Below are 18,658 nucleotides of genomic sequence, written 5' to 3'. Positions count from 1 at the left end.
GCAGCCTTTCAAAACTAAAGAAAGAGAGTTGTTACTTACACCGCCGCGACGGGACGCATGTAAGAGATCGGTGCGGTGCTGGCATCTTCGAAGGTCACGACTTCCCAAGCGTCTGTCTGCTCAATCAACTTGCGCAGCAGCTGGTTGTTAAGGGCGTGGCCCGACTTGAAGCCTTTGAACTCGCCTATCAGGCTATTGCCCAGCAGGTAGAGGTCACCGATTGCATCGAGGATCTTGTGCTTCACGAATTCGTCTTCATAGCGAAGGCCGTCTTCGTTCAGTACACCATCCGCGTCGACCACAATGGCGTTTTCAACGCTGCCGCCGAGTGCGAGGTTGTGCTTGCGCAGGTACTCGATGTCACTCATGAAACCAAAGGTACGGGCGCGGCTGACTTCTTTTACGAACGAAGTGCTGGAAAAATCCACGCTTGCACTTTGGGTGCGGTCACGGAATACCGGGTGATCGAAATCGATCTCAAAGCTCACTTTAAAGCCTTCGAACGGGACGAAGGTAGCGCGCTTGTCGCCGTCTTCTACTGTCACTTCCCGCAGAATGCGAATGAACTTCTTGGCTGCGTCCTGTTCTTCCAGGCCGGCAGATTGAATCAAGAATACGAAGGGTCCAGCGCTGCCATCCATGATCGGGACTTCGGACGCGGAGAGCTCGACGTAGGCGTTATCGATGCCCAGGCCAGCCATGGCCGAGAGCAAGTGCTCCACCGTGTCCACTTTGACGTCACCGTTGACCAATGTGGTCGACATAGTGGTTTCGCCAACGTTTTCCGCGCGAGCAGGAATCTGCACCGCAGGGTCCAGGTCGGCACGCACAAACACGATGCCGGTGTCGACAGGTGCAGGCTTGAGGGTCAGGTATACCTTCTCCCCGGAGTGCAGACCTACACCTGTGGCACGAATAATATTCTTCAGAGTGCGTTGTTTAATCATGGCTTGGACCGCTTCAGCGCAAATTGCGAACTGGTATCAACAAAGGCTGGCGATAATAGCAGACCAGACCTTTGCTGAACACCAATCACCTTCATAGCCCTGATACATTCCATTAATCGGCCTGACGACGCAGGAATGCCGGGATGTCCAGGTAGTCCAGATCATCTTGCGGATTCGGGCTACGAGACGCCGCAGCACCGGCCTGGGCCTGGTTGCGCATCACGGTCGGACGATCCAGGTCACGGTAGTTGACCGACGGCAGTTCCTGACGCGCAGGTGCTGGAGCGGCAGCTTGCTGGCTGGCCTGGCTGTTGTGGAGCGTGTTGTCGATGACCTTCACAGGCTTCTCGATTTTCGCGCCCAGGCCGGTAGCAACCACGGTCACATGCAGTTCGTCGCGCATGTCCGGATCGATCACGGTACCGACCTTGACCATCGCGTGCTCGGAAGCGAAGGCTTCGATGATGCTACCCACGTCGGAGTACTCACCCAGGGACAGGTCAGGACCGGCGGTGATGTTCACCAGGATGCCGCGTGCGCCTTGCAGGTTCACGTCTTCCAGCAACGGGTTGCGAATGGCCGCTTCGGTGGCCTCGCGTGCACGGTTCGGACCGCTGGCGCAGCCAGTGCCCATCATCGCCATGCCCATTTCGCTCATGACAGTACGTACGTCGGCAAAGTCGACGTTGATCATGCCTGGACGCTTGATGATGTCGGAGATACCGCGAACGGCACCGGCCAGTACATCGTCAGCCTTGGCGAACGCGGACAGCAGGCTTGCGTCCTTGCCCAGGATGGTCAGCAGCTTCTCGTTGGGGATGGTGATCAACGAGTCGACGCTTTCAGACAGCAGACGGATGCCTTCGTCGGCGATCTGCATGCGCTTGCGGCCTTCGAACGGGAACGGACGGGTCACGACGGCAACCGTCAGGATCCCCATTTCCTTGGCCACTTCAGCAATGATAGGTGCCGCACCGGTACCGGTACCGCCGCCCATGCCGGTGGTGATGAACACCATGTTGGTGCCTTGCAGCACTTCAGCGATACGCTCGCGGTCTTCGAGTGCGGCTTGACGGCCGACTTCCGGGTTGGCGCCAGCGCCGAGGCCCTTGGTCACGGCAGTGCCCAATTGCAGGATGGTCCGCGCGCCGATGCTTTTCAGCGCCTGGGCATCAGTGTTGGCGCAGATGAACTCAACGCCTTCAATGTTGCTCTTGACCATATGGTTGACAGCGTTGCCGCCGCCACCGCCGACACCGATCACTTTGATGACCGGGCTTGCGGGGATGTTGTCTACGAGTTCGAACATGTTCCCTCTCCTTTCATTTCTCTAGTTTTTTCGCCTACGCCTACTGCTGCAGGAGTTCCAAGCTTCAAGCCATAAGCTGCAAGCTCGGAACGCCATACTCTTGAAGCTTGCGGCTTGGCGCTCGCCGCAGCTTCTTTAGAAGTTGCCCTTGACCCATGCCTGCAGACGCTCGAACAACGGCGCTTTCGCCTCGTCGTCACTGCGGTAGCTGTCACGGTTGCTCGGGCCCGACAGGGAAATGCCATCGGTCTGCTTTTGCAGCCCGTACAACAGCAAGCCCACGCCAGTCGAATAAATCGGGTTGCGCACCACGTCGCCCAGGCCTTTCACGCCATGGGGAACGCCCAGGCGCACCGGCATGTGGAAGATTTCCTCGGCCAGTTCGACCGCGCCTTCCATCTTCGAGGTGCCACCGGTCAGCACAATACCGGCCGGGATCAAATCTTCGTAGCCGCTGCGGCGCAGTTCAGCCTGGATCAGAGTGAACAGCTCGTCGTAGCGCGGCTCGACCACTTCGGCCAGGGCCTGGCGCGACAGCTCGCGCGGTGGACGGTCGCCCACGCTTGGCACCTTGATGGTCTCACCGGCACCGGCCAGCTTGGCCAGGGCGCAGGCGTAGCGGATCTTGATTTCTTCGGCGTACTGGGTCGGCGTACGCAGCGCCATGGCGATGTCGTTGGTGACCTGGTCGCCCGCAATCGGGATCACGGCGGTGTGACGGATCGCACCCTCGGTGAAGATCGCGATGTCGGTGGTGCCGCCGCCGATGTCCACCAGGCAGACGCCCAGTTCTTTTTCGTCGTCGGTCAGTACCGAGTAGGCCGACGCCAGTTGCTCAAGAATGATGTCGTCGATTTCCAGGCCGCAGCGACGCACGCATTTTTCAATGTTCTGTGCGGCGTTGACGGCGCAGGTCACCACGTGGACCTTGGCTTCCAGGCGCACGCCCGACATGCCCAGGGGTTCGCGCACGCCTTCCTGGTTATCGATCACGTAGTCCTGCGGCAGGGTGTGCAGGACGCGCTGGTCAGCCGGGATCGCCACGGCCTGGGCGGCGTCGAGCACACGCTCGAGGTCAGCCGAGCTGACTTCGCGGTCGCGGATCGCCACGATGCCGTGGGAGTTCAGGCTGCGGATGTGGTTGCCGGCTACGCCGACGAACGCCGAGTGGATCCGGCAACCGGCCATCAGCTGCGCTTCTTCAATCGCGCGCTGGATCGATTGCACGGTGGACTCGATGTTCACCACCACGCCCTTCTTCAGGCCCCGGGACGGATGCGTGCCAATACCGACGATTTCGATCGTGCCGTCTTCCCCGACCTCGCCCACCAGCGCCACCACCTTGGAGGTGCCGATATCGAGACCGACGATCATTTTGCCGCTTTGCACGTTTGCCATGGGTCCTGCCTCTTCTTAATTCTTCGCGACAGCGGGTTGCGCTGCCGTGGGCGCAGCCGGTTCACGCCAGCCGACGGCAAGGCCGTTGGCGTAACGCAGGTCGACGCTCGCAATGTTCGTAATCTGTTCTTTCAAGGTCTTGTCATAGATGGCAATGAAGCGGCGCATCTTTTCCACCAAGCGGTCGCGTCCCAGCAACAACTGGATGCCCGGGCCGGAACTGCCTGCCCCGGTTGTCAAAAACCAGCTGCCCCGCTCACGCAATTCCAGGCGTGCAATGGAGAAGCCCAGTGGCCGCAGCATCTGGCTCAAGGCCTGGTACTGCTGCATCACTTGCTGCTGCGCCCGCTGCGGCCCGAACAGCTGCGGCAGGTGCTCGTAGTTGGCCAGCTCACGCGGGGTGAACGCCTGGCCCTGGTTGTTCAACAGCGCCTCGTCGCCCCAGCGGGCCACCGGCAGTTGTTCTTCCAGGCGGATCGTCACCTGGTCCGGCCAGACACGGCGGACCTCGGCGTGGGCGATCCACGGCATCTGCTCCAGCTCCGAGCGCATACCGGCCAGGTCGATGGTGAAGAAGCTCGCCGCCAGGTACGGCCCGATACGCTGCTGCACCGCTTGCTGGCTGATGTAGCTCAAGTCGCCCTGCACGCTGATCTTGGTGATGGGACGATCGGCATACGGCAATAGACGCTGCGCGCCCTCGTAAGTGCCAAAGCCCAGGACCACCAGCAGCACCGGCCAGAACAGCGCCTTGAGGAAACCAAAATTGGCTTTCGGCAGGCGCGCCGACATCGGCTCTTTAGCCACCATTCGGCTGGCACCCCGGGGCACCGGCTTGCGGCTCGGTGCTTGTGGGGGCTGATGACGAAGCGATGCGCCTTTCATGTCCTTAGCCTCGTGGCTCAATGCTTGCGGCAAGAATCGCCAGCACCAACTGCTGGAAATCCAGACCGGCTGCGCGAGCGGCCATAGGTACCAGGCTGTGATCGGTCATACCCGGTGCGGTGTTGACTTCCAGGAACCAGAAATTCCCTTGCTCATCCTGCATCACGTCTGCCCGCGCCCAACCGGCGATACCCAGCGCCTCACAGGCTTTCGCCGTGAGGTCCATCAATTGTTTTTCCTTGGTTGCGTCGAGGCCGCAGGGGATCCGGTACTGGGTATCGGAAGCCACGTACTTGGCGTCGTAGTCGTAAAAGGTGTGGGGCGTGCCCAATGCGATAGGCGGCAATACCTGGCCACGCAGGGTGGCGATGGTGTACTCGGGACCCTGGATCCACTGTTCCACCAACACTTGCGAATCGTAGGTACTTGCCGCTTTCCATGCGTCGATCAATTCGGCGGCCGAGTTCACTTTGGCCATGCCGATACTGGAGCCTTCATGGGCTGGTTTGACGATCAAAGGCAGGCCCAGTTCCTTGGCCGCAGAAATACAATCGTCTTCGCTGCACAGCACACTGTGGCGCGGGGTTGGAATACCCAGGCTGTGCCACACCTGCTTGGTACGCAACTTGTCCATCGCCAGTGCCGAGGCAAGGATGCCGCTGCCGGTGTATGGGATGCCGGCGCACTCCAGCAGGCCCTGCATGCTGCCGTCTTCGCCGCCACGACCGTGCAGGATGATGAACGCACGGTCGATCTTCTCGGCCTGCAGGCGCGCGAGGAAGTCATCGCCCACGTCAATACCGAACGCATTCACGCCGGCGCTTTGCAGGGCTTCAAGCACGGCATTGCCGGACTTGAGCGAGACTTCACGCTCGGCACTCTTGCCGCCGAACAGCACCGCCACGCGGCCGAAGTCGGCGGGCGCGAAGGTGGAAAACAGGGCGTCGTAGTTGGTGGTCATTTCGACTTCCCCTGTACGGCTGCGAACAATGGGCTCGCAAGCAATTTAGGGGCAAGGCCGCCGATATCACCGGCACCCTGGCACAGCAGGATGTCACCGGCGCGCAACAGCGGCTTGACGATTGGCGCCAGGTCCACGCCACGCTCGATGTAGATCGGGTCCAACTGGCCGCGCTGGCGGATGCTGTTGCACAGCTTGCGGCTGTCGGCGCCCGGGATCGGCTCTTCACCGGCCGGGTAGACTTCCATCAGCAGCAGCACGTTGGCATCGGCCAATACATTTACAAAGTCGTCGTACAGGTCGCGGGTGCGGCTGTAGCGGTGCGGCTGGTAGACCATCACCAGGCGGCGCTCCGGCCAGCCGCCGCGCACGGCCTTGATCACGGCGGCGACTTCGGTCGGGTGGTGACCGTAGTCGTCCACCAGCATCACGTCGCCACCTTCTACCGGCAACTGGCCGTAGACCTGGAAACGCCGGCCGACACCGGCAAAGCGCGACAGGCCTTCGACGATGGCTTCATCGCTGACGCCTTCATCGGAGGCGATGCAGATGGTCGCCAGGGAGTTCAGGACGTTGTGGTTGCCCGGCATGTTCACCGAGACATCCAGCGGCTCGCGGTCAGGGCGCAGCACGGTGAAGAAGGTCTGCATGCCTTCCTGGCGCACATTGATCGCACGCACGTCAGCGTCTTCGCTGAAGCCATAGGTCACGGTCGGACGCTTGACCAATGGCAGGATTTCGCGCACCACCGGGTCGTCCAGGCACACCACGGCCAGACCATAGAACGGCAGGTTGTGCAGGAACTCGACGAAGGTTTTCTTCAACTTGTTGAAGTCGCCATCGTAGGTGGCCATGTGGTCTTCATCGATGTTGGTGACAACAGCGACCAGCGGCTGCAGGTGCAGGAAGCTGGCGTCGCTTTCATCGGCTTCGGCGATCAGGTAGCGGCTGGTGCCGAGCTGGGCATTGGTACCCGCTGCATTCAGGCGACCACCGATCACGAAGGTCGGGTCCAGGCCACCGGCGGCGAACACCGAGGCGATCAGGCTGGTGGTGGTGGTTTTGCCATGGGTACCGGCGACGGCGATGCCGTGGCGGTAGCGCATCAGCTCGGCGAGCATCTCGGCGCGTGGCACCACCGGGATACGGCGCTCAAGGGCAGTGGCCACTTCCGGGTTGGAGGTGTTCACGGCGCTGGAAACCACCAGTACGTCGGCCTCGGCGGCGTTCTCGGCACGGTGACCGATATAGATCTGCGCGCCAAAGGACTTCAGGCGATCCGTGACCGGCGACTCTTTCAAGTCGGAGCCGGACACCTGGTAACCCAGGTTCAGCAATACTTCGGCAATCCCGCACATGCCCACGCCGCCGATACCGACGAAGTGGATGCGACGGATGCGACGCATCTCGGGTTGTGGCATGGCTTTCTGATTCTCAACCATGGGCCACCTCCAGGCAGATATCGACCACGGTGCGGGTTGCGTCAGGTTTGGCCAGGCGGCTTGCGGTGCTCGCCATGCTGTTGAGTCGTTCCGGTTGCATCAAAACCTCGGTCAGGCGTGCGGCCAAATCGGCGGCGCCAGTCGTTCTTTGCGGCAGCAGGAAGGCAGCGCCCTCCCCGGCCAAATATTCGGCGTTGCGGGTCTGGTGATCGTCGATTGCATGGGGCAAAGGCACCAGCAAGGACGGCAGACCGGCGGCGGCCAGTTCACTGACGGTCAGCGCACCAGCGCGACAGACCACCAGGTCGGCCCAGCCATAGGCATGGGCCATGTCTTTGATGAAGGGCTGCACATTCGCCTCGACACCGGCCTCGCGATAGCGCGTGGCGGTGACTTCATCGTGGTTCTTGCCGGCCTGGTGGAAGATCTCCGGGCGCAGGTCCACAGGCAGTTGCGCAAGTGCTTCGGGCAGTAATTTGTTCAGCGGCTCGGCCCCCAGGCTTCCGCCCAGGATCAGCAGGTGCGCCTTGCGCCCGGCCAGGGGCTCGCGGGCGATATCCATGAACAATTCGGTGCGCACCGGGTTGCCGGTAGTGCGGCGCTTGTCCGCGGCGCTGAAGGTGTCGGGGAATGCCTCGCAGACCCGCGCCGCCAGGGGCACCAGCAAACGGTTGGCGGTACCGGCGACGGCGTTCTGTTCATGCACGATCACCGGCACACCGGCGAGCTTCGCCGCGACACCACCAGGACCGGTCACATAACCACCGAAACCGAGCACACACACCGGCTTCAATTCGCGAATAACCTTGCGCGCCTGCCACACCGCCTTGAGCAACACGAACGGCGCCTTGAGCAGGGACAGCTTGCCCTTGCCACGCAGCCCGGTGACGTTGATCAAGTGCAGCGGCAAGCCGGCATTCGGTACCAGTTCGTTTTCGATGCCGCGTGGTGTTCCCAGCCAGTGCACGGTGTAGCCACGGTTCTGGAACTCCCGCGCGCAGGCCAGGGCCGGGAACACATGGCCCCCGGTGCCGCCCGCCATGATCAGCACGTTAGCGCCCATGGGATGGCTCCTCGGCAAAATCGCTTTCGCTGAATTCCATCTCTTCGCTGCCCAGGTGGGTTCGACTCTCCCACTCGATGCGCAGCAACAGGCCCAGGCACGCGCAGCAAATCACCAACGAACTGCCGCCGTAACTGAGGAACGGCAAGGTCAGGCCCTTGGTCGGCAGCAGGCCGACGTTCACGCCGATGTTGATCAGGAACTGGCCGATCCACAGGAACGACAAGCCGTACGCCACATAAGCGGCGAAATACTGTTTGGCCTTCTCGGCCCACAAGCCGATGTACATGCCGCGTACACACACGAACACGAACAGCGCGACGGTGCACAGCGAGCCAACCACGCCGAGCTCTTCGGCGAGTACCGAGAACACGAAGTCGGTGTGCGCTTCCGGCAGGTAGAACTGCTTCTGCACGCTGTTGCCCAGGCCCACGCCCAGCCACTCGCCGCGACCGAAGGCGATCAGCGCCTGGGTCAGCTGGTAGCCGGAGCCGAATTGATCGGACCACGGGTCGGTAAAGGTAATCAGGCGCGCCATCCGGTAGGGTTGCGCCTGCACCAGGATGGTCACGGCAGCCACGGCCAGCAGCACCATCAGGGTGAAGCGGAACAGGCCCACGCCGCCGAGGAACAGCATCGCCGCCGCCGCGCCCATCATCACCACGGTGGCCCCGAAGTCGGGTTCCATCAGCAACAGGCCGGCCATTGGCAGCAGCACGATGAACGGCTTGAAGAAGCCCATCCAGCTTTCGCGCACTTCTTTCTGGCGCCGTACCAGGTAGCCGGCGAGGTAGATCACCACGAACACCTTGGCGATTTCCGAGGGTTGCACGTTGAAGGCGCCGAAGCCGATCCAGCGCATCGAACCGTTCACCTCGCGACCGATGCCTGGCAGGATCACCATGATCAGCAAGCCGAACGCCCCGATCAGCATCAGCCAGCCCAGGCGTTGCCAGGTGGCGATGGGGATCATCATGGTCACGATGCACGCGCCGAGGCCGATCACCAGGTACACCAGGTGACGAATCATCATGTACAGGGTGTTGCCCGACTGCACGGCAGCCACTTCGGAAGACGCCGAAGTGATCATCACCAGGCCCAGGCCGAGCAGCGCCAGGCAACCGGCAAGCATCGGGAAATCCAGGTCGATACCGCGCCCGGTAATGATCGGCGACGGATAGGGCTTGATGATATTGCGCAAATTCATGCCAAGGCCTCCACGGCGCGAGCGAACAGCAGGCCGCGCTCTTCGTAGTTCTTGAACATGTCGAAACTGGCGCACGCCGGCGACAGCAACACGGCGTCACCCGGCTGGGCCAGGGCCTTGCAGTGGGCGATGGCGTCGTCCAGCGAGGTCGCGCGCACTTGCGGCACGGCATCGCCCAGGGCGGCGGCGATCAGGTCGGCATCGCGGCCCATCAGCACCACGGCGCGGCAATGCTCGGCCACCGGGCCTTTGAGGTCCTTGAAGTCGGCGCCCTTGCCGTCGCCACCGGCAATCAGCACCAGCTTGCCTTCGATATCGGCGCCGAGGCCTTCGATGGCTGCCAGGGCCGCACCGACGTTGGTGGCCTTGGAATCGTTGTAGTAGCTGACGCCATCCAGATCGCGTACCCATTGGCAGCGATGCTCGAGGCCGCCAAAGCTGCGCAGGCTCGCCAGCATCGCGTCGAATGGCAAGCCGACGGCATGCCCGAGCGCCAATGCCGCGAGGGCGTTGGACTGGTTATGCGCGCCACGGATTTTCAGCTCGCGCACCGGCATCAGGTTCTGGAATTCGAAGGCCAGGTATTTCTCGCCGTTCTCTTCACGAATGCCGAATGCCTTGAAATCAGGTTTGCTCAGGCCGAAGGTCCAGCAGGGCAGGCCCTCGCCCATCAGCGGACGGCTCAGGGCATCCTGGCGATTGACCACCACTTGCCGGGCGCCACGGAAGATCCGGTGCTTGGCCAGGTGATAGGCCGGCAGCCCGCTGTAGCGGTCCATGTGGTCTTCACTCACATTCAGCACGGTGGCCACTTCGGCGCCGAGGTCGTGGGTGGTTTCCAGCTGGAAGCTCGACAGTTCCATCACGTACAGCTCGACGTCGTCGCTGAGCAAATCGAGTGCCGGGGTGCCGAGGTTGCCACCGACGGCGACGCGCTTGCCGGCCGCAGCCGCCATCTCGCCGACCAGGGTGGTCACGGTGCTCTTGGCGTTGGAACCGCTGATGGCCACGATCGGCGCCTTCGCGTTACGCGCGAACAGGTCGATGTCGCCGGACAGCTTCACGCCACGCGCCGCTGCGGCTTGCAGGGCCGGTGTCGCCAGGGCCAGGCCAGGACTCACGTAGAGCTCATCGGCGCGGCACAGAAACTCGACATCCAGCTCGCCACAACGCACTTCCACGTGCGGGTAGTCACGGCGCAGCGTGACCAGCTCCGGTGGATTTTCCCGCGTATCGGCCACGGCAAACGACGTGCCCCGGTTCGCCAGGAAGCGAACCAGGGACATGCCGCTCTTGCCGAGGCCGACAACGATGCGGAAGTGGTCTGAAGCGATCAGGGACACTCGTTTCTACCTCAGTTTCAGGGTGGCAAGGCCGACCAGTACCAGAATCACGGTGATGATCCAGAAGCGGACAATCACGCGTGGCTCGGGCCAGCCCTTGAGTTCAAAGTGGTGGTGAATCGGCGCCATGCGGAACACGCGGCGCCCGGTCAATTTGAAGGAGGCCACCTGGATGACCACCGACAGGGTTTCCATCACGAACACACCGCCCATGATGAACAACACGATTTCCTGGCGAACGATCACCGCGATGGTGCCCAGGGCCGCGCCCAGCGCCAGTGCGCCGACGTCGCCCATGAAGACTTGTGCGGGGTAGGTGTTGAACCACAGGAACCCCAGGCCCGCACCGATCAGTGCGCCGCAGAACACGATCAGCTCACCCGCCCCCGGTACGTACGGGATCAGCAGGTATTCGGCGAATTTCACGTTGCCCGACAGGTAGCAGAAGATGCCAAGTGCACCGCCGACCATCACCGTTGGCATGATCGCCAGGCCGTCGAGGCCGTCGGTGAGGTTGACCGCGTTGCTGGAGCCGACGATCACGAAATAGGTCAGCACCACGAAGCCGATGCCCAGTGGAATGCTGGCGTCCTTGAGCATCGGGATGATCAAGGTGGTTTCGACTGCGCTTGGCGCCGTGGTGTAGAGGAAGATCGCTGCGGCAAGACCGAACACCGACTGCCAGAAATACTTCCAGCGGCTAGGCAGCCCCTTGGAGTTTTTCTCGATGACTTTGCGGTAGTCGTCCACCCAGCCGATGGCGCCGAACAGCAAGGTCACCAGCAGCACTACCCACACGTAGCGGTTGTGCAGGTCGGCCCACAGCAAGGTGCTGATACCGATGGACGACAGGATCAACGCGCCGCCCATGGTCGGGGTGCCGGATTTGGACAGGTGCGACTGCGGGCCGTCATTGCGAACCGATTGACCAATTTGCAGGTTCTGCAGGGTGCGGATCATCCACGGCCCCAGAAACAGCGACAAAGACAGCGCAGTCAGCACACCCAGGATCCCGCGCAGGGTCAGGTACTGAAAGACCGCGAAGCCTTTGTGGAACTGTTGCAGATACTCAGCCAGCAGCAGCAGCATTAATGTTTCTCCGTACTTGAGCCACACAAGGCCGCGACGACGTTTTCCATCACCGCGCTGCGCGATCCCTTGATCAAAATGGTTGTGTGTTTGTCTTGTTCAGCGGCACCCAGCGCCTGGATCAACTCGGCCTGGGTCGCGAAATGCCGCGCACCGGGCCCGAAGGCATTGACGGCGTGTGCCATGTTTGGCCCCACGGCGTAGAGGGCGTCGACTTTGCCGGCGGCATAAGCGCCGACTTCGCGATGGCCTTGCTCCGCCCAGTCGCCCAGCTCACCGATATCGCCCAGCACCAGCACCTTGCGCCCGGCAAAGCCTTTGAGCAGGTCGACAGCGGCATTGATGGAGGACGGATTGGCGTTGTAGGTGTCATCAATCACGCGCATGCCATTGGTTGCCAGCTGCGCGACAGTGCGGCCCTTGACCGGCTGCACGGCACCCAGCCCGGTGGCGATACCGAACAGCGACACGCCCAGGGCGGATGCTGCAGCGGCAGCCGCCAAGGCGTTGGCGACGTTATGGTTGCCGAGCAGATTCAGTTGCACATGCTCGCTGCCTTGCGGGGTATGCAAGGTGAAGGACGGGCAACCACGGGCATCGACGCTGATGTTGGAGGCGTGGAAATCAGCCGCGGCGTTGAGCACGGAAAACGTCAGGACCTTGCGACCGGCGGCGCGTACACGCCAGGTGTCGAAGGCCTTGTCGTCCAGGTTCAATACCGCCGTCCCGGAGGCATCGAGGCCTTCGAGGATTTCACCCTTGGCTTCGACGATTTTTTCCGGGCCGCCGAACTCGCCGACATGGGCGGTACCGGCGTTGCTGATGATTGCCACGTGGGGCTTGGTCAGCGCCACGGTGTAGGCGATTTCGCCGACGCGCGATGCGCCCAGCTCGATCACCGCCGCAGTGTGGTCCGGGGCCAGTTCGAGCAGGGTCAGCGGTGCGCCAAAATCATTGTTGAGGTTGCCACGGGTGGCGAGCACCGGTCCGCGCGTGCGCAGGATGCCGGCGAGCAGCTCCTTGACCGTGGTCTTGCCGCTGGAGCCGGTGACGGCCGCCACAGGCTGGGTGAATGCGGCACGGTTCAGTGCGCCCAATTGACCCAAGGCCAGGCGCGTATCGGCAACCAGCAATTGCGGGAGTGTCGAGTCCGCCACTTCGCGCTGCACCAAGGCACCCACGGCGCCTTTGGCGGCGACGTCATTCAGGTAGTCGTGGCCGTCGAATCGCGGGCCGGCCAAGGCGACAAACAGTTGCCCCGGCTTGATGTTGCGGCTGTCGATACTGACGCCGTCGAAGCTGCAATCGCTCGACAGTACACGGGCCGACAAGGCCTGGGTCAGTTCGCTGAATTTCATCGCCTTAAGCATGGGCGACCTCCCAGGCCGTCAAGGCGTGATCAGCCTCGACCAGATCGGAGAAGGCATGGCGTTCGCCGTTGATTTCCTGGTAGTCCTCGTGACCTTTACCGGCCAGCACCACCACGTCATCAGCACTGGCGCTGGCGATCAATTGGGCAATGGCTGCACCGCGACCGGCAACGAAGGCGGCCTTGGACGGATCTTTGAAACCAACGCGGATATCGTCGAAAATCTGGCGCGGGTCTTCGCTGCGCGGGTTGTCGTCGGTGACCAGCACGCCATCGGCCAGGCGCTCGACGATCTCGGCCATCAACGGACGCTTGCCGCGATCGCGATCACCGCCACAGCCGAACAGGCAGAGCAATTTGCCCTTGGCGTGCGGACGGAGGGCCACCAGGACTTTTTCCAGGGCATCCGGCGTGTGCGCGTAGTCGACCACCACCAACGGCTGCTTGCCCCCACCCAGGCGCTGCATGCGGCCGACCGGACCTTCCAGCTTCGGCAGCACGCGCAGGATTTCGTCCAGCGCGTAATCCAGGCCGAGCAACGCGCCGACGGCGGCGAGGACGTTACTCAAGTTGAACCGACCGAGCAGGCTGCTGCGCAGATGGTGTTCGCCTTGTGGCGTCACCAGCGTGGCGCGCACGCCTTCGTCATTGAACTGGGCGTCGCGGCAATACAGGTAGGCGCTGGCATCTTCCAGGCTGTAGCTGATCAGGCGCGACTCACGGTCTTCAGCCGCCAGCTGCCGACCGAATTCGTCGTCCAGGTTCACTACCCGGCACTTAAGGTCATTCCAGGCAAACAGCTTGGCCTTCTCGGCGGCGTAGGCTTGCATGGTGCCGTGGTAGTCCAAGTGATCGCGGGACAGGTTGGTCATCACCGCCACATCGAAGGCCAACGCGGCAACACGCCCCTGGTGCAGCCCATGGGACGAAACCTCCATGGCAACCGCCTTGGCACCGGCCTTCTTCAGGTCGGCCAGGGTCGCTTGCACGGCAATCGGGTTCGGCGTGGTGTGCAGGCCGCTTTGCAGCGCGCCGTAGAAACCGGTGCCCAGCGTGCCGACGATGCCGCAATGCTGGCCCAACAGGTCCAGCGCTTGCGCGACAAGCTGGGTCACGCTGGTCTTGCCATTGGTGCCGGTCACGCCGACCAGGTTCAAGTGACGGCTCGGGTCACCATAAAAGCGCCCTGCAATGTCCGACAGCTGCGCAGCCAGGCCTTTGACCGGAATCAACGGCACGTCAGTGATCGGCAGCACGGTGGCGCCTTCGACTTCATAGGCCACGGCAGCCGCACCGCGCTGCAGGGCATCGGTGATATGCGCACGACCATCGTACTTGCCGCCAGGCACCGCCAGGAACAGGTCACCGGCGCGCACATTACGGCTGTCCAGGCTCAGCTCGCGGATCAACAGATCGCGACCGGCATGGGCAAAAATCTTGTTCAGGCTAAGAGACATCAGCCGCGCCCTCCATTGGCTTTTGCAGCAGCGGCCGGTGGTCCGGCGTTCGCTTGTTGGGTCGGCGGCAGATTGTCCGGCGTGATGTTCATCAGGCGCAGGGTGCCGGACATCACTTTGCTGAACACCGGTGCCGAGACCAGGCCACCGAAGTAACCGGCTTTGCTCGGTTCATCGATGACCACGACGATGGCGTAGCGTGGATCGCTCATCGGGCCGAAGCCTGCGAACAACGAACGGTAGGAGTTTTCGGCGTAGCCCTTGGTGCCCACCGAGGTCTTACGCGCAGTACCCGACTTGCCGGCCACGTGATACGCCGGCACCTGGGCACGGAACACGCCGCGGGGTGCTTCGATCACTTGTTGCAGCATGCCTTGCATGGTCTTGGCGACGTTTTCCGGGATCACCTGGGTGGCTTTCGGAGCCTCGTCGACATGGATCAGGCTCAACGGAACCATGCGGCCGTTGTTGGCCAATACAGAGAAAGCGTGCGCCAATTGAATCGCCGTCACCGACAGGCCGTAGCCATAGGAAAGCGTGGCCGTCTCGGCCTTTTTCCAGTCGCGGTAGTTGGGCAGGTTGCCGACACGCTCGCCTGGGAAGTCCAGGCCGGTAGGCTGGCCGAGACCGATTTTCTGTGCCAGGTGGTAGATGGTCTCGCCGCCGATATCGAAGGCGACCTTACTCATGCCCACGTTACTGGAGTTGATCAGGATACCTGTCAAATCCAGCACCGGACCTTCGGTACGGGATACGTCACGAATGGTGTATTTGCCCAACTGCAAGGTACCCGGATACACCTCGACCTTGTCGCTGGGTTTCCAGCGCCCGGTTTCCAGGGCAGCACTCATGGAGATGGCTTTCATGGTCGAACCCGGCTCGAACACGTCGATCATGGCGCGGTTACGCATCATCGCCGGTTGCAGGTTGCGACGGTTGTTCGGGTTGTAGGTCGGCTGGTTGACCATGGCCAGGATCTCGCCGGTCTTCACGTCCATGATCACCAGGCTGCCGGCCTTGGCGCCGTTCTCGATGATCGCGTTACGCAGCTCGCGGTTGGCCAGGTATTGCAGGCGCAGGTCAATGGACAACGCCAAGGGCTTACCGGCCTTGGCGTTTTTGGTGACCTGAACATCCTTGATCAGTCTGCCGCGCCGATCCTTGATGACTTGTCGTTTGCCGGGAACCCCGGCCAGCCATTCATCGTAGGCCAGTTCCACGCCTTCGCGGCCGTGGTCATCGATATCGGTGAAGCCCACCATATGCGCGGTGGTTTCACCGGCCGGGTAGAAACGACGGAATTCCTCGATGCCATACACACCGGGGACTTTAAGGTCGAGCACCTGTTGGCCCTGCTCGGGAGTCAGGCCGCGAACCAGGTAGATGAATTCTTTGTTGGCCTGGGCTTCCAGGCGTTCAGCCAAGGCTTTCGGGTCCTGGCCGAGGGCGGCGGCGAGTGCCGGCCAGCGGTCCTTGGCCACCTGCAGCTCTTTGGCGTTGGCCCACAGGGTCGTCACCGGCGTACTCACGGCCAGGGGCTCGCCGTTACGGTCGGTGATCAGGCCGCGGTGTGCAGGAATAGGAATATGACGCAGGCTGCGGGCATCGCCCTGGCCGATCAGGAAGTCGCGGTCGACTACTTGCAGGTCGATGATCCGCCAGGCGATCGCGCCCACCATCAGTGCCAGCAAGCCGAGCACCAGGCGGAAGCGCCAAGGGTAGAGTGCGCCTTCGAGTTTCATCATGGCGCCACCATCCGAACTTCGGCCGCGCCCGGGATGTGCATCTTCAGCTGTTCGGTGGCCAGCACTTCGATACGGCTGTGGGCGGTCCAGGTGCTTTGTTCCAGGATCAACCGACCCCATTCCGCCTGGGCCTTATCGCGCACGCTCAACTCCCCGTAGAGGGTGTTGAGCAACTGGCGGTTCCAGTGGGCGCTGTAAGACACCGCAATCGCGGACACCAGCACACCGACAAACAGCAGCAACATAAAGAAGCTGCCGCCCGGGAGGGGCTTGGCGAAAAGCTTGCTCACCGCAACTTCTCCGCAACACGCATGACGGCACTGCGGGCACGCGGGTTGGCCTTGAGTTCGGCTTCGGAAGCGAACTGCGCTTTGCCATGGATTTTGATTTTCGGCACAAAGGCTTCGAAACGTACCGGCAGGTTGCGCGGCAGGCTATCGGACTCGCCCTTGACCAGGCGACGCATGAACAGTTTGACGATGCGGTCTTCCAGGGAGTGGAAGCTGATCACCACCAGGCGACCGCCCACTTCCAGCGCCTCGAGGGCCGCCTCGAGGCCAGCCTCCAGGTCGCCCAATTCGTTGTTGACGTGAATGCGCAGGCCCTGGAACGCGCGAGTTGCCGGGTTCTTGCCCTTTTCCCACGCGGGGTTGGCGACTTTCAGCACCTCGGCCAGATCGGCAGTGCGCTCGAACGGCTGGATTTCGCGGCGCTCGACCACGGCACGCGCCATGCGACCGGCGAAGCGTTCTTCACCATATTCCTTGAAGACACGGGCGATTTCTTCCATCGGTGCGGTGGCGATGAACTGTGCGGCACTGACACCCCGGGTGGGGTCCATGCGCATGTCGAGCGGACCGTCGTTCATGAAACTGAAACCGCGCTCCGGGTCGTCAAGCTGTGGCGAGGACACGCCCAGGTCGAGCAAAACCCCGGCCACCTTGCCCGCCATGCCGCGCTCGGCCACTTCGGCACCCAGCTCGGCAAAGCTGCGCTGCACAACGACAAAGCGGCCGTCTTCGGCCGCTAGCGCTTGCCCGGTGGCAATCGCTTGAGGGTCTTTGTCGAACCCGAGGAGCTTACCGTCGGATCCGAGCTGGCTGAGTATCAAGCGGCTATGCCCGCCCCTGCCGAAGGTGCCATCCAGATAGCAGCCATCCGCGCGTACGGCGAGAGCCTCAACGGCTTCGTCAAGCAGTACGGTGATGTGGTTAAAGCCGCTATCAATAGTCACAGGATCAAATCACGCAGTTCATCAGGCATCGCGCCCGGTTGTTGAATAGCAGCCAGGTCAGCTGCAGAAACAGCATCCCAGGCATCTTCGTCCCACAATTGGAACTTGTTCAGTTGGCCGACCAGCATTGCGCGCTTATCGAGCTTGGCGTACTCGCGCAAACGCGGGGGCACCAGGAAACGACCACTTCCATCGAGTTCGAGGTCGACGGCATTACCAATCAGCAATCGCTGCAGACGGCGGTTTTCTTCACGCAATGAAGGCAGGGCGCGCAACTTGGTTTCAATCAACTCCCACTCATCGAGGGGGTAAACGCACAAACAAGGGTCAACGGCATCGATGGTGATGATTAACTGTCCGGAACTTCGCGAAATGAGCTCGTCACGATACCGGCTCGGCATGGCGAGACGGCCTTTTGCATCGAGACTGATAGCGTTAGCTCCGCGAAACACAGATGCGTTTCTCCAAATTTTAGCGTTTTACGTTCAAAAAACCCACTTTGTGCCACTTTCCGCCACTTGCGCACACTATAGGAATGCGCCTACCACACCGTCAAGGCGCGGATTCAAGGAAAAGCCTTACAGAACGGAGATTTAGGAGCGTAAAAGGAGGAGAAACCAGAGTTCGGCGATGTTTTGGGCCCAGCAAGCGCAGTTAGCTCAAAGAGCTATGGCTTAAAGTTAAAGTGATTTATTAAGAGTAAGATTTTTTTGGTATTACGAAGATGCATCTGCCAATGATTCGGCAGGGAGGGATTCTTGCGTTATTACCGGGTTTCTGCCCGAGATTCGGACAAAAGGAAAAAGGTGGAGAGTCGATCTGTAAGCCGGGTTCTGTCTTGAACAGTCATTCGTCTACGATGGCCATCACTGGACATCTTTAGCAACCTACCCGGTCCCAGCGCGGGCCACGCCTTGGGACCCTATTTGGTCTTGCTCCAAGTGGGGTTTACCTAGCCACGAACTGTTGCCAGACGTGCGGTGCGCTCTTACCGCACCTTTTCACCCTTACCGGCACCGAAGTGCTTAGGCGGTTATTTTCTGTGGCACTTTCCGTAGGCTCACGCCTCCCAGGCATTACCTGGCACTTCGCCCTATGGAGCCCGGACTTTCCTCCCCCCCCTAATTTTCATAGAGGGCAGCGACTGTCCAATCGACTCTCCGCCGCGCAGGTTAACGGCACGGCGGCTTGAGGACAAGTATTAAAGTG

General features: G+C 61.7%; 16 protein-coding genes and 1 other RNA gene. All 17 read right to left on the bottom strand.

What is annotated here, in order from left to right; genetic code table 11:
* Window positions 1-35: 35 nt before the first annotated feature.
* Entirely contained in the window at window positions 36-947 is a 912-nt protein-coding gene (gene lpxC / locus QMX97_RS15435; RefSeq protein ID WP_065900836.1) for a UDP-3-O-acyl-N-acetylglucosamine deacetylase, read from the bottom strand.
* Window positions 948-1,059: 112 nt separating this feature from the next.
* Window positions 1,060-2,256 (bottom strand): cell division protein FtsZ, encoded by a 1,197-nt coding sequence (gene ftsZ, locus QMX97_RS15430; protein WP_065900833.1) that lies wholly within the window; start codon window positions 2,254-2,256, stop codon window positions 1,060-1,062.
* A gap of 135 nt (window positions 2,257-2,391) precedes the next feature.
* Entirely contained in the window at window positions 2,392-3,654 is a 1,263-nt protein-coding gene (ftsA, locus tag QMX97_RS15425) for a cell division protein FtsA (RefSeq protein WP_025855584.1), read from the bottom strand.
* Between the two features lie 15 nt (window positions 3,655-3,669).
* Entirely contained in the window at window positions 3,670-4,539 is an 870-nt protein-coding gene (locus QMX97_RS15420) for a cell division protein FtsQ/DivIB (RefSeq protein ID WP_003171882.1), read from the bottom strand.
* A gap of 4 nt (window positions 4,540-4,543) precedes the next feature.
* The gene (locus QMX97_RS15415; RefSeq protein WP_213550537.1) at window positions 4,544-5,500 is read right to left on the bottom strand and encodes a D-alanine--D-alanine ligase; all 957 of its coding nucleotides are present in this window, start codon (window positions 5,498-5,500) and stop codon (window positions 4,544-4,546) included.
* Window positions 5,497-6,942, bottom strand: a complete 1,446-nt coding sequence (murC, locus tag QMX97_RS15410) for a UDP-N-acetylmuramate--L-alanine ligase (RefSeq protein ID WP_065900827.1) — start codon at window positions 6,940-6,942, stop codon at window positions 5,497-5,499. Before murC ends, QMX97_RS15415 begins: the two co-directional genes overlap by 4 nt.
* On the bottom strand, window positions 6,935-8,005 hold the full coding sequence (gene murG, locus QMX97_RS15405) for an undecaprenyldiphospho-muramoylpentapeptide beta-N-acetylglucosaminyltransferase (RefSeq protein ID WP_282397185.1): 1,071 nt from the start codon (window positions 8,003-8,005) through the stop codon (window positions 6,935-6,937). The genes murC and murG overlap by 8 nt, the downstream gene beginning before the upstream one ends.
* Window positions 7,995-9,206 (bottom strand): putative lipid II flippase FtsW, encoded by a 1,212-nt coding sequence (gene ftsW / locus QMX97_RS15400; protein WP_162946143.1) that lies wholly within the window; start codon window positions 9,204-9,206, stop codon window positions 7,995-7,997. Before ftsW ends, murG begins: the two co-directional genes overlap by 11 nt.
* A 2-nt stretch (window positions 9,207-9,208) precedes the next feature.
* On the bottom strand, window positions 9,209-10,555 hold the full coding sequence (murD, locus tag QMX97_RS15395; RefSeq protein WP_106805129.1) for a UDP-N-acetylmuramoyl-L-alanine--D-glutamate ligase: 1,347 nt from the start codon (window positions 10,553-10,555) through the stop codon (window positions 9,209-9,211).
* Between the two features lie 6 nt (window positions 10,556-10,561).
* Window positions 10,562-11,644, bottom strand: coding sequence for a phospho-N-acetylmuramoyl-pentapeptide-transferase (gene mraY, locus QMX97_RS15390; RefSeq protein WP_003171875.1), 1,083 nt, complete (start codon window positions 11,642-11,644; stop codon window positions 10,562-10,564).
* The gene (gene murF / locus QMX97_RS15385; protein ID WP_282397184.1) at window positions 11,644-13,014 is read right to left on the bottom strand and encodes a UDP-N-acetylmuramoyl-tripeptide--D-alanyl-D-alanine ligase; all 1,371 of its coding nucleotides are present in this window, start codon (window positions 13,012-13,014) and stop codon (window positions 11,644-11,646) included. The genes mraY and murF overlap by 1 nt, the downstream gene beginning before the upstream one ends.
* Complete coding sequence (locus QMX97_RS15380) at window positions 13,007-14,470, bottom strand: UDP-N-acetylmuramoyl-L-alanyl-D-glutamate--2,6-diaminopimelate ligase (protein ID WP_282397183.1); 1,464 nt, start codon at window positions 14,468-14,470, stop codon at window positions 13,007-13,009. The genes murF and QMX97_RS15380 overlap by 8 nt, the downstream gene beginning before the upstream one ends.
* Complete coding sequence (locus QMX97_RS15375) at window positions 14,470-16,212, bottom strand: penicillin-binding protein 2 (RefSeq protein WP_162946142.1); 1,743 nt, start codon at window positions 16,210-16,212, stop codon at window positions 14,470-14,472. The genes QMX97_RS15380 and QMX97_RS15375 overlap by 1 nt, the downstream gene beginning before the upstream one ends.
* The gene (ftsL, locus tag QMX97_RS15370) at window positions 16,212-16,505 is read right to left on the bottom strand and encodes a cell division protein FtsL (protein WP_003188663.1); all 294 of its coding nucleotides are present in this window, start codon (window positions 16,503-16,505) and stop codon (window positions 16,212-16,214) included. Before ftsL ends, QMX97_RS15375 begins: the two co-directional genes overlap by 1 nt.
* Entirely contained in the window at window positions 16,502-17,443 is a 942-nt protein-coding gene (gene rsmH / locus QMX97_RS15365; protein ID WP_282397189.1) for a 16S rRNA (cytosine(1402)-N(4))-methyltransferase RsmH, read from the bottom strand. Before rsmH ends, ftsL begins: the two co-directional genes overlap by 4 nt.
* A 2-nt stretch (window positions 17,444-17,445) precedes the next feature.
* Window positions 17,446-17,901 (bottom strand): division/cell wall cluster transcriptional repressor MraZ, encoded by a 456-nt coding sequence (gene mraZ, locus QMX97_RS15360; protein WP_003171868.1) that lies wholly within the window; start codon window positions 17,899-17,901, stop codon window positions 17,446-17,448.
* Window positions 17,902-18,255: 354 nt separating this feature from the next.
* Window positions 18,256-18,609, bottom strand: an RNA gene (rnpB, locus tag QMX97_RS15355) — RNase P RNA component class A.
* Window positions 18,610-18,658: the final 49 nt, after the last annotated feature.

This window comes from Pseudomonas sp. PS01298, from assembly GCF_029959745.1.
GTDB classification, from domain to species: Bacteria; Pseudomonadota; Gammaproteobacteria; order Pseudomonadales; family Pseudomonadaceae; genus Aquipseudomonas; species Aquipseudomonas aylmerensis.
This window is presented reverse-complemented; position numbering and strand designations above follow the sequence as displayed.